General features: G+C 61.8%; 7 protein-coding genes and 1 tRNA gene. 5 read left to right on the forward strand and 3 right to left on the reverse strand.

The genetic code is table 11. The features are described from left to right. The first annotated feature begins 232 nt into the window (after nucleotides 1-232). Nucleotides 233-1717: a TldD/PmbA family protein gene (locus tag FJY68_11430; protein MBM3332439.1), complete on the forward strand. Its 1485-nt coding sequence runs from the start codon at nucleotides 233-235 to the stop codon at nucleotides 1715-1717. Nucleotides 1718-1719: 2 nt separating this feature from the next. Next, complete coding sequence (locus FJY68_11435) at nucleotides 1720-3099, forward strand: hypothetical protein (protein ID MBM3332440.1); 1380 nt, start codon at nucleotides 1720-1722, stop codon at nucleotides 3097-3099. A 126-nt stretch (nucleotides 3100-3225) separates the two neighbouring features. Here the strand turns inward: FJY68_11435 and FJY68_11440 are convergent. After that, a tRNA-Leu gene (locus FJY68_11440) sits at nucleotides 3226-3309 on the reverse strand. A 373-nt stretch (nucleotides 3310-3682) separates the two neighbouring features. Here FJY68_11440 and FJY68_11445 point away from each other — a divergent pair. Beyond that, nucleotides 3683-5326, forward strand: coding sequence for an ABC-F family ATP-binding cassette domain-containing protein (locus tag FJY68_11445; GenBank protein MBM3332441.1), 1644 nt, complete (start codon nucleotides 3683-3685; stop codon nucleotides 5324-5326). 322 nt (nucleotides 5327-5648) lie between these two features. Here FJY68_11445 and FJY68_11450 read toward each other — a convergent pair whose 3' ends face one another. Together FJY68_11450 and msrA are read right to left on the reverse strand one after the other, a co-directional pair. Beyond that, nucleotides 5649-6377, reverse strand: coding sequence for a polyprenol monophosphomannose synthase (locus tag FJY68_11450; protein MBM3332442.1), 729 nt, complete (start codon nucleotides 6375-6377; stop codon nucleotides 5649-5651). A gap of 139 nt (nucleotides 6378-6516) precedes the next feature. After that, the gene (gene msrA, locus FJY68_11455) at nucleotides 6517-6993 is read right to left on the reverse strand and encodes a peptide-methionine (S)-S-oxide reductase MsrA (protein ID MBM3332443.1); all 477 of its coding nucleotides are present in this window, start codon (nucleotides 6991-6993) and stop codon (nucleotides 6517-6519) included. 289 nt (nucleotides 6994-7282) lie between these two features. On the opposite strand from msrA, the gene FJY68_11460 reads away from it, so the two are divergent. Beyond that, complete coding sequence (locus FJY68_11460; GenBank protein MBM3332444.1) at nucleotides 7283-7684, forward strand: hypothetical protein; 402 nt, start codon at nucleotides 7283-7285, stop codon at nucleotides 7682-7684. Between the two features lie 1139 nt (nucleotides 7685-8823). Continuing rightward, nucleotides 8824-12198: DUF3883 domain-containing protein (locus tag FJY68_11465; protein MBM3332445.1), on the forward strand; the 3375-nt coding region annotated here is incomplete at its 3' end.

Here is a 12198-nt window from a genome sequence, read left to right on the forward strand (position 1 = left end):
GCGCCAGGGATTGACCAGCGCATACTCCTGCTCCCGGCGCTCGACCTTGACGCGCTGGTTGATCGTCAGGTAACATCAATCGTAGCAGCAATGCGCAAAGGGGGTCACGATGTGCCCGGGCCGGCCCACCGTCTCCCGCCTTTGGTCTTCCTTGCCAAGCCGCAACCTGCAGGCATAATGTAGCGTCCTATTCCCGAATCTGTCCGTTGGTCTGGATAAAAGGAGTTTCACTGTGAGCACAGAATTCGACCGGCAGGCCGCGGCCGTGAAAGCCGATCTCAAGCGGATGCTTGACGCCGGCTGCAGCTTCGCCGACGCGCGTCTCTATGACGAGGACCGCACCGAGCGCCTCACGCTCTACGACGGCAACCTCGAAACCAACTACGGCGCGAATGAGCGCGGCATCGGCGTGCGCGCCCTTTACAAGGGTGCCTGGGGCTTTGCCGCCACCGCCGACCTCGCCTCGATATCGGCCTGCTTCGACAAAGCGCTGGCCAACGCCAAAGCCGCAACCATGCTGCCCGGCTTCCCCAAAGACATGGGCCCGGCCCAGCCTGCCAAAGGCCAGTACCGGCCACCGGTCAAGCAGGACCCGTTCCATGTGCCCATGTCCGAGAAGCTCGCCCTGCTCTCCGGCATCGACGCCGGACTGAAAGACAGCACGGTCGCGCACCGGTATGTCACCGCCGGGTTCCAGCGCCGGAAGATCTTCTACTGGAACTCCGAAAGCACCGAGGTCGACCGCTGGCAGCTCAACACCTTTGGCACGATGGCAGTGATGGCTCCCGACGCGCAGGGCCGCACCCAGCGCCGCACCATGGAGCTCTTCTGCAATGGCGACGGCACGCGCGGGTACGAATGGCTCTCCGATCCCGAGGCGTTCGGCGGCCACGCCGAGCGTGTCCGGAAGGAGCTGTCGGAAATCATCGCGGCCGACCCCCTGCCCGCGGGCAAGCGTGACGTGATTCTCCTGCCCGGCCAGGGCTTCCTGCAGGTCCACGAGACCATCGGCCACGCGCTCGAGCTCGACCGGATCCTCGGGTACGAGCTGTCGTTCGCCGGTGGCTCCCACGTCCGCCTTGAGCACATCGGCAAGCTCCGCTACGGCTCGGACAAGCTCAACGCCCGGGCCGGCATCGTGCTCAACTCGCCCGGCACGTTTGGCTTCGACGACGAGGGCACGCCCCAGCGCGACTACTACCTGATTGAGAGCGGCATCCTCGTCAACGTCCTCTCCTCGCGCACGGACCTGGCCGAGGCCAACGCCAAGGCCGGCCGCGTCGCCGTCAAAGAATCCGGCACCGCTGCCCGCGCCTGCGCGTTCTACCGCACGCCGATTGACCGGATGACCAACATCAACATCGACGCCGGGAACGACGGCACGCTCGAGGACATCATCGCTGCCACCGAGGACGGAGTGGTGCTCGACGTTCCGGTCTCCTGGTCGATCGGTTCCAACCGCGAGCACTTCCACTTCGCCACGGAAATCGCCTGGGAAGTGAAGAACGGCAAGAAGACCAAGGTCTACAAGAACCCGACCTACCACGGGCACACGCTCGAGTTCTGGAACTCGCTCGACAAAGTCGGGAGCAAAGCTACCTGGTGCCTGGAACAGGTGCCGAACTGCGGCAAAGGCGAGCCGAACCAGATAATGGAGCTCGGCCACGGCATACCGGTGATGCGCTTCCGTGGCGTCGAAACCGGGGAGAAGGAGTAAACATGCTGGAGAAGAGAATCCGCGACCTGTTGCTTGCGGCCCGGGCCGATGCGCGCAAGCAGGGACTCGAGGCCGAGTTCAACTTCCACCGCGAGCGGTCGAGTTTGATCAGACTGGGTAACTCCTCGGTTGCCCTCTCGACCTCTGAGGAGCTCTCTCGGCTCGACGTCACAGTCCAACAGGGACGCAAGTCCGGCGCGTATAGCATGACTTCCGACATCACCTCACCGACGCAGCTCGCCGAGGCGCTGAAGGTCGCCGCGACCAATTGCCAGGCCGCGCTGGCAAAGGACTACGACCCCATCTTCGGCGTGGTCGAAGAGGCGGTCGACGACTCGACGGGGTTCGACCCGGCACTGGAAGCGCTGTCGCCGGTGGCCAAGACTGAGCTCTGCAAGAAAGTCGTAGACGCGGTCAAACCGATGGGCAAGTACGACTTCTCCGGCTCCTGGTCGTCCGGCTCGACTGAGATGTACTACATCTCCACCGCCAACGACAACGAAGCCTACCGCCGGCTCACCGACGGCAGCTTCATCATGGTCCTGAAAGAACAGGACAAGAAGTGGGAGCTGCAGGCCGAGCGGACCCAGAAACGGGCGGGCGAGTTCTCGGCCGACGACGTCATCGCCGAGTTCAAAGCCATGCTGCCCGTGTACGAAAAGAACCCCGGGTACAAGACGCACGTCGATCGGCAGCGCGTGATGTTCGGTCCCGACGCGGTTGCCAATCTGCTGGGCCTTACCATCTGGGGAGCGTTCGTCGGCCGGATGTGGGAAGAGAAGCGGGCGTTTTCTTCGAACCTGAAGCCCGGCGACCGGCTCTTCCCGGAAAGCGTCACCATCACCGACGACCCGACCAACCCCAACGTCTTCGGCATGCCCTTCGACTTCAAGGGCAGTCGCCGCCGCCCGCGCATCCTCTGCGACAAGGGCATCCTCAAGACCATCCTCTATGACTCGGGCACCGCGGCCAAGTACAAGCGCCAGCCCACCGCAAGCGACCTGGGCAACGACGACTTCTGCCTTTCCCCGGGCACCGCGCCGGCCGGGATCGACGCCGGCCGCAAGCTGGCCCAGGACGCGCTCTACGTCCCGCAACTCCACTACGTTCACATGCCGGACCCCACCAAGGGCATGTTCACCTGCTCCAGCCGGTTCAACGCGCGGCTCATCAAGAACGGCGAGTTCGTCGCGCCGCTCCTCTCCTCGCGCGTCACCGACACTATCCCGTCGGTGTTCGGCGGCATCACCGCCATCTCCTCGCGCACGATTCCGTGGAACGTCTCCGGTACGTATGACCGCCGCTCCCCGACCGCGATGAGCATCCCGGAGTACATCATCTGCGACGGCGTCCGCATCTCGGACGTGGCCGACAGCTTCTAGACAGGCAAGCTGACCATGGAAGCCGGACTTCGGTCCGGCTTCCTGCTTGCTTGGCGAACCATTGATGAACACTGATAGACACAGAAGCAGAAAGGCGGAAGCCGAGCTTCCGCCAAGTACGTGGCATGCCGAGGAGGGGAGTTGAACCCCTATGGGTGTGAACCCACTAAGTCCTGAGCCTAGCGCGTCTGCCATTTCCGCCACCTCGGCAGGACTTTCGCGGCTTCTAGGATAGCCGCGAAGACCGAGGAGTCAAGGACGTGTCCTGACCCCACTCCTCACTTCCGACACCTGGCTTCCGGCTCTGGCCGTGTCCGGCTCCTCTTGGTGCCTTTGTGTCTTGGTGGTTGACTCCGGCTCCGCTCCTGCCGGCCTCCCGCCTCATCCGTGTCTGTCCGTGTCCATCCGTAGTTGATTCCCCAACGCCCTGACTTCTGGCTTCACTAGTCTGACTTCTGCCTTCTGACTTCGGCCGGTCCATCCATCCGTGGTCTTCCATTTCATCCTGTGCCAACATCCGCGCCTTCATCGCGAAACTCCGCATCGTTATTGACAAGCGGACTCCGTCCGCTAATCTGCGTTAGTGCTCATCAACGCAACTGATATCGGCAAATCACTCGGCGCTGAGACGGTGCTGCAGCACGTCAGCTTCACCATCAGCCCGGGCGAGAAGATCGGGCTCGTCGGGCCGAATGGCAGCGGCAAGACGACCCTGCTCAAGTTGATCCTGCGGCAGATCGAACCGGACCAGGGCGACATCGCCATTGCGGGCGAGCCCGAAATCGGCTATGTGCGGCAGGACGTGCTCGACGACGAGGACCTGACCGTGGAGCAGGCGCTTTTCGGTGAGATGGAAGAACTGGAAGCCAGGCTTGCCCAGCTCCGCAAAGAAATCGCTGCCAGCCCCGATGATGAAGGCGAACTGGCCAAGGACGAGGTAATCGAGGATGAACTCAACACTCGGTTCGGCAACGGCTACCGCAGCCGCTGCGAGAAGACCCTGGCCCAGTTTGGTTTCAACCTCGACCGGTACAAGGCGAAGGTCAACGTGCTCTCTCCCGGCGAGCGGGCGCGGCTGGAGCTCGCCCGGGTCCTGGTGCGCGAGCCCAATCTCCTCATCCTCGACGAGCCGACCAATTTCCTCGACATCGGCCAGCGCGAGTGGCTGGAACGCTTCCTCGAGGAGTTCGCCGGCACCGTGCTCGTGGTCTCGCACGACCGAGTCTTTCTCGACCGCGTCGTCAACCGGGTGTTCGACTTGCGCCGGTCCCGGCTCACGGTCTACGAAGGCGACTACGACGACTACGAATTAGCCCGGGAGCAGGAACGGGCGAAGCTCGAGCACGAGCACGAAGTCCAGCAGAAGGAGATACACAAGCTCGAACGCGCGGCCGAAGAGCGCAAGGTCTGGTCCGCCCGCCGCGAGAAAACGAAGACCGCGGCCCATGACAGCGGCTTCGAGGGACACCGCGCAGCCAAGATGGCGAAGCGGGCCAAGCATGCCGAAAAGCGCATCGAGCAGATGATCGAGGCGCATGAGGCGAAGAAGCCGATCGTCGAGAAGCGGCCCAGGCCCGTGCTCGTAACCGAGGAACTGCCTGATAAACGGGCCGTGCTGGCCAAAGACCTCACCAAGTCATTCAGCGGCCGGACGGTGATTGAAGGCGCATCATTCGAAATGAGGACCGGCGAAAGGGTGGCGGTCATCGGCCCCAACGGCTCCGGCAAGACCGTCCTGCTGCGCATGCTCGTCAGCGAACTGGAGCCGGACAAAGGCAAGGCGCAGTTCGGCGCCGGGACCAGGGTCGGCTACTTCCCGCAGGACATAACGTCACTCGACCTCAAGCGAACCGCGCTCGAAGAGGTGATGGAGTCCGGCGCCAACCAGGAGACCGCGCGGACCGTTCTCGGCACGCTGCTCCTTCGCAAAGCGTTCGCGGAGAAGAAGCTCTCCGAGCTATCAGCCGGCGAGCGGTCAAAGGTTCTGCTGGCGCGGATTCTCGCGGGCGGAGCAAACCTGCTGATACTGGACGAGCCGACGAACCACCTTGACATTGACGCCCTGCTCGCGCTCGAGAACCTGCTCGCGAACGCGCCGGTCGGAGTGCTCTTCGCCACGCACGACCGTGCCCTGCTCTCCAGGCTTGCCGACCGGGTTCTTGAACTCAGAGACGCCAGACTGATCGACCACCGCGAGCGCTACGAAGCGCTCGTCCGCAAGAGTTAGCAGTTAGAAGTTAACGGTTAGGAGTTGGCCCGGCTGACTCTGTCGCGCCGAACGGATGGAGGAGTTACGTCCGTCCCTGTCCCCGCCCTCTGGCGCTCCTGGTTACTTGGTGTCTTGGTGGTCAGACTCAGGTTCCGTCCGGGCTTGTGGCGCTCTTGGTGACTTGGTGCCTTGGTGGTGAGACTCCGGTTCCGTCCGGGCTTGTGTCCCCGCCCTCTGGCGCTCTTGGTGACTTGGTGTCTTGGTGGTGAGATTTCGGTCGGGGCTTCCGGTCCGAAGCTTGTAGCTTGAGGCTTGCGGCTTGTAGCCGCTTGGGCTTGAGCTAGGCTCTTCCGAAGAGCCGCTGCAGCCTGAGCCGCAGCACGAGGAAGAAGGCGCGGCGGACGATTCTCTTGTTCATCTTCGACGTGCCCGCGCGCCGCTCGGTAAAGACGATCGGCGTCTCCTTGATACGGAGGCCCTTGCGCCAGATCAGGAAGTCAATCTCGATCTGAAACCCGTAGCCGTCTTCCTTCAACTTCTCGAGGTCGATGCCGGCCAGCGTCTCGCGCCGGTACGCCTTGAATCCCGCGGTCAGGTCGCGAATCGGCACGCCGGTGACGACCCGCGCGTACATGCAGGCGAAGTAGGAAAGCAGCAGCCGCTTCATCGGCCAGTTCACGACCGACACGCCCTCGGAGTAGCGCGAGCCGATGACGAGGTCGTAATCCTTCAATAGCTCGATCATCTCCGGCACCTTGTCCGGCGGGTGCGAGAAGTCGGCGTCCATCTCGAAGCAATAGTCGTACCCGTGCTCGAGCATGTACTTGAACCCGAGGACGTACGCGGTGCCCAGCCCCATCTTGCCCGGCCGGCGGACCAGGTGGATCCTGGAATCGGCCGCGGCCATCCGCTCGACCATGTCGCCGGTCTTGTCCGGCGAATTGTCGTCGATGACCAGGGCTTCGATTTCCGGCGACTTCGAGAGCACCTCGGGCAGGATGCGCTCGATGTTCTCGGCTTCGTTGTAGGTCGGGAAAATGACCAGTCCGCGTGCCACGGGGAATACTATCTAATCAGCCCAAATGAGTCAAATGCGGAACCGGATAGACCAGAATTCAGAATCCAGAAACCAGAATTCAGAGTGGCCGGCCCGAACCGGAGCTCTGGACTCTGGACTCTGGTCTCTGAATTCTGGATTCTCCGATTCCTCAGATGTGGCAGCTTCCGCCGCCGTGCTTCTGGAAGTACTTCTGGTGATACTCCTCGGCCGGCCAGAACCTAACCGCCGGGACAATCTGAGTGACTATCGGCCGGGTGAACCGCCGCGCCTTAGCGAGCTTCTCCTTAACGGCGACGGCCGAGGCCTGCTGCTCCGGCGAGTGAAAGAAGATGGCTGAGCGGTACTGCGACCCGAAGTCCGGTCCCTGCCGGTTGAGAGTGGTCGGGTCGTGCATCGACCAGAACCTGTCCAGCAACTGCTCGTAGGTGACGACGCCCGGGTCGAACACCACCTCCACCGCTTCCGCGTGCCCGGTGCCATCCGAACAGACATCGTCGTAGGTCGGCTTCTCGGTCTTCCCGCCCGTATACCCGACGGTCGTCTGCACCACGCCCTTCAGCTTATCGAACTCCGCCTGTACTCCCCAAAAACAACCCGCGGCGAACGTCGCGGTGTCGGTATTCATCGGCAACTCCTTTTTCTCAATCGCCACTGCCTGCTCCGCCGGCGCGGCCCCGCATGCCATAACCACGGCTACTGCCAACACGACTTGAATGCTCCACATCACGTATTAGACTAGTCCAACGGGCAAACAGACTCGCAGACATGCAGAACGCCAGATCCGCACTCGTGTTTCTCCGCGATTCGGGCTTCAATCGGGCTTCGAGTTTCGAGCTTCGGATTTGTCGTGACAGGCAACGTCTCCCCGCAGGACAGGAAAGTAGGCAATTGGGCTTCCGCAAAAGGAGCTGAAGATGAGAACAAAGACGATTCGCCAGCAGGTCACCTTCAGGGGCGCGACGCCCCACGAGCTCTACGAGTGGCTCATGGACTCGAAGAAGCACACACGGTTCACCGGCTCCAAGGCCACAATCAGCCGCAAGGTCGGCGGCAGGTTCAAGGCGGGCGACGGCTGGATCGACGGAATGAACCTGGAACTGGTGAAGGACAAGCTGATTCTCCAGGGCTGGCGTGGCAACGACGAAGACTGGCCCAAGGGCTACTACTCAACCGTCAAGTTCACGTTCACCAAGACAAAGAGTGGCACCCGTCTCGACTTCCTCCACTCCGGTGTTCCTGTGAGTGCGTACGAGGGAATCAGGGATGGCTGGCGGGAATACTACTGGGAGCCGCTCAAGCTCGCCCTGGCCAAGTAGCCGATACTCCGATTCCGCCCCTGCCCGCGCACCATTGGCGCGAGCAGTGAGTGAGTCCTCCAAAGCACCCGTCGAAGCACGCGGCGAAGCAGGGGTCGAAGCACCGGCAGAAGCATCGCTAGGTGAATAGTGCGTCGCGTCGGCGGTCGCGTCGTTCGCTGTATCTTGAGCTGAATCTCGACCTCAATCCTGACCTGGATTCTGCGCTGCACCGCGCGTTGCTCGCGGAGTTCTACCCGCAGTTGCTCAACTCGTTGCTCGCGCAGATGTTCGGTTCGATGTTCCTCGCGTTGGCTTTTGACTTTTACCTTTTGACTTTTGACTTCTTCCATGGGCTGATGCTACCCCCCAGGCGGCCCGTGGGCCGCCCACTCCACGGCAGAATTGTGGTCTGGATTCGATCTCATACCATATGTTGTGGCAGCCGTATCTGCTTACCGGTCCTGCAATTCTGCGTTCAGGATTCCAGTTTCTGCGTTCTGGATTCTGGTCTAACCGGCTCCGCCACTGCCGCGCTCCGGTCCGCCGTTTTGCATTTTGCTATCTGCATTCTGCAGTTTGCATTGCCTCCGCGCATAGCCCGGCAGGCAAGTCCCAATACTGACCCGGACGCAACCTCGACTGCTGTCTCGGCGGCAGTCCGGGCCACAAGTACCCGGACTCACTGCAGAGGAACGCGGACTGCAGACCGGCAAACTGCGTCCCCTGCTCTCCGGCACACAAGCCCCCGAACTCCCGGTCAGACTGCTCCGGAGACTAGGGACGAAGGACTTTCCGGGACTACGTTCGCGACTATCTGAGGAACGATGTACGATACAACGATGCAAACGATGCGGAGGGTATTCCCCCACGTGCAGGGGTCATTTCGTCAGCTTCAAGCCCAAAGCCTCAAGCCTCAAACACATAGGCCCAAAAGCCCGCTTCCGCGCCATCCTACAGCGTTGTAGAATTGCCGCCCGGCAGACAACAGAACCGGGTTTCGTTCTAGCCGTACTTCGGCTCGCTTGCGCTTGGGCTGGCTGTAGGCTGTTAGCCGTAGGCCGTGAGCGGCTCCTACGGCGCGCGTTGACTTCCGTCCGGTTCGCGGCTATAACTCTCCGCGTGATTGACCGCGCGCGAGCGAGACCGTCGAGCTGTCCATGACGACACAGTCCATCTCGATAAAGGCGGGTGACGTTGTGGAGGGCTTCGCGCCGCAGGAGCTCGTTGAGATACGGTCAGTGTCCCAATCCGGTCAATGGGTGCTTGTTGTTGGCGTGGGAGTGCTGTCGCGGCGAGAGTACAGCCGTCCTCTTACGCCTGAACAGGCCTCGGCGCTCACGCGTGTCCGCGGATACAGTCACGACTTCAAGGGCGATCCTGCGGAATGGCTGCTTGGCGTCGAGGCTATGCGACTGAAGACCGCCTACCAGTTCGATCCTCTATTCGCAATGAACGCCAGCGTGGTCGACCCACTACCTCATCAAATAGAGGCAGTCTACCGCTATCTTCTACCCCAGCCGCGCATCCGCTTCCTGCTCGCTGATGACACTGGAGCCGGCAAGACAATCATGGCCGGACTTGTGATCAAAGAACTGCTCTTTCGCGGTGCCATCAGGAAGGTGCTTGTCGTTACGCCCGGCGGGCTCACCAAGCAGTGGCAGGAAGAGGAGTTGCAGGGCAAGTTCGGGTTGGACGCCCGGCTGGTGAATCGGCCTTCGTTTGACGCGGATCCACGGCAGTTCCATCGCTACGATGACGGCATCTTCGTGGTGTCGGTGGACTTCTTGGCCCGCAACCAGCCTTGTCTTGACGCGGCCAAGCAGGTGCAGTGGGACATGGTCATCGTCGACGAGGCCCACAAGCTCTCTGCCTATGCCTACGGCACGCGTATGGAAGAGAGCGAAAGGTATCGTGCGTTGAGGGAACTTTCGTCCAGAACAGACCATCTCCTGATGCTGACGGCGACTCCGCACCGTGGTCGCAAGGACACCTTCCGATACGTCTTGCAGTTACTCGACGTTGACCTGTTCCAGAAGGATGAGCTTGTTGGCCAGCGAGTGCGCGAACAGACCGCGCTGCTCTCGACTCCAGGTGAAGCCTTCGAGTACGAGGCTCCGATAACGCATGCAAAGAACCGTTTCTTCCTGCGCCGCCTGAAAGAAGAGATGGTCGACTGGAACGGGCAACCGCTGTTCAAGCCACGATATACCAGGACGGTTGGCTATGACCTCACGCCTGAGGAGAAGGATCTCTACGACCGAGTGACCGCTTACGTTAGGTCTAGGCGCAGACAGGCCCGAGCAGCAGGCAACAGGAACGTGGAGCTGACCGTGATGGTTATGCAGCGCCGCTTGGCCAGCAGCCTCTACGCGATAACGCGGACGCTCGAGAACCGCCTCGCTGCTCTCAACGACGTGCTGACAATGCTGCGCGACCGCAAGCGCGTCCTAGCCGAAGGTGCGGCTGTCACGCCATCATCCATCAGGCCAGACGATCCGCAGGATATCTCCGAGTATGAGGACTTGGACGACGACGAACGTGAACGCTTCGACAAGCGAATCCTGCGCCAAGTGCTGTCGGCACGCCCTCGCGACGTGGAAGATGAGCGCGACGAGGTCGAAGAGCTTCTCAAACTGGCACGAGGCCTTGCCGACCATCGTGAAGCGAAGTTCAACGAGCTGCTCAACGTGCTCGATTCGACCGGCGTCATCAAGGCTGAGGGCGAAAAGCTGCTTATCTTCACCGAGCACCGTGACACCATGACCAAGCTGGCCGAGCGTCTAGAAGCCAAGGGCTACTCCGTTGTCACAACTCATGGCGGCATGAACGTAGACGAACGCAAGCGGGCGCAGGTCAAGTTCAAGACTCAGGCGACAATCATGGTCGCCACCGACGCCGCGGGTGAAGGCATCAACTTGCAGTTCTGCCGCTACCTCATCAACTGGGACATTCCATGGAATCCGAATCGTCTTGAACAGCGCATGGGGCGCGTCCATCGCTATGGCCAGTTAGGAGACGTGCGTGTGTACAACCTCGTGGCGCAGAACACGCGCGAAGGCTCGGTGCTGACCACGGTCCTTAGCAAGCTCGACACGATGCGCGAACAGATGGGCGAGGACCGCGTCTACGACGTCATCGACGAGTGGCTGCAGGGCGTGAGTCTCGTTGATCTGATTACCGAGGCCATAGACGCCGACGACAGCTCGCAAGGCGGGCGCAAGGCCGCCGAACTGGTTGATGATGCTCAGGGCGAAGAACGCGCCAAGGCGGCAATCGAACTCCAGCGGAAGTCCTCGCTGGCCTCCAAACTGAATCTTCGCTCGGCGCGTGAACTGCTGGACCAATCCGAGGAACGACGCATCCAGCCGCTGTTCATCCAGCGGTTCTTTGAGCGCGCATGGGCTGCCTGCGGCGGTGAGATGAGGCAGGACCGAACCAGCCCGGTCTGGTATCTAGGTTCAGCGCCGCCTGCACTGATGCTACTTGGCCAGGAGCTACGCCGGCCGATAGACGACCGCGTGGCCGATCCGGTGGTCTTCGACAAGTCCCTCGTGAGTGTCGCCAGCCCCGTGCGCGTCCCGGATAACACACGGCTGCTTGGTCCCGGCCAGCCGCTCTACGACGTACTCCTCGAATGGGCGATACGGAACGCGCAGCGCAGCCTGGCTCAGGGTACGGTACTCGCAGACCCCAACCTCGGCACCCCACAGGGAGTCTGGCTTGTCCGTTCGGTCATCAGGGATGGACGCCGCCCTTCCGGTACTGCTACAACTCCCGCACACGAGCAGCTCGCCCTGGTCGTTTCGGATCGGATGGGGATGCGCAAGACCTCGGCGTCCTACCTTCTGGACTGCGTCGCACCCGACGCGGACATGGTATTGCCCGATGTGCCGCCACGTGGCGAAGACACCATTCGGGACTGGGCTTTGGCTGAGATTACCGAGAAGCAGCTTGATGCGACCCTGCAGGCGAGACAGACGGAATGCGACCTGCGCCGGCGATACCTGGAAGAGACATTCTCCTATCTAATCCTTGAACTGACCGAGGTACTGAACCAACTGCACCAGCGGTCACTGTTCGGCGAGGAAGAAGAGGAGGAGGCCAAACGGCTTTCCTCGCGACTTGCAGTCCTGCGGCAGCGCAAGCAGGACAGGCTTCAGGAATTGGACCAAATGTTGCGGCTGTCTCCGGACATGCCGACGATAGTCAGCCACGCCTTGGTCGGCCCCACGCCGAACGCGGTGATGGAGAGCGACACCGGTACGCCGGGCCAGGGCGTACCAATGCAGCGCGATGACGAGGTCGAGAGGATTGCGATGGAAGTGGCGATGCGGTTCGAGCGTGGCCGCGGCTGGAAGCCGTTCGATGTCAGCGCTGACGGCGAGCACTACGACATCCGGTCCGAGTCGCCGGCTGGAGAGAAGCGTTTCATCGAAGTCAAAGGCCGGTCCCAGACCGGCGCGGTCATCATCACCGGCCCCGAAGTGGACAAGCTGCGCCAGTTGGGTGAGCGAGCATGGCTCTACGTGGTG

Source organism: candidate division WOR-3 bacterium (genome assembly GCA_016867815.1).
Lineage (GTDB): Bacteria > Hydrothermota > Tepidihabitantia > Tepidihabitantales > Tepidihabitantaceae > UBA2258.

Coding starts and splice junctions, on each gene's coding strand:
- FJY68_11460 (MBM3332444.1), top strand. CDS start 7,283: ATGAGAACAAAGACGATTCGCCAGCAGGTCACCTTCAGGGGCGCGACG.
- FJY68_11435 (MBM3332440.1), top strand. CDS start 1,720: ATGCTGGAGAAGAGAATCCGCGACCTGTTGCTTGCGGCCCGGGCCGAT.
- msrA (MBM3332443.1), bottom strand. CDS start 6,993: ATGAATACCGACACCGCGACGTTCGCCGCGGGTTGTTTTTGGGGAGTA.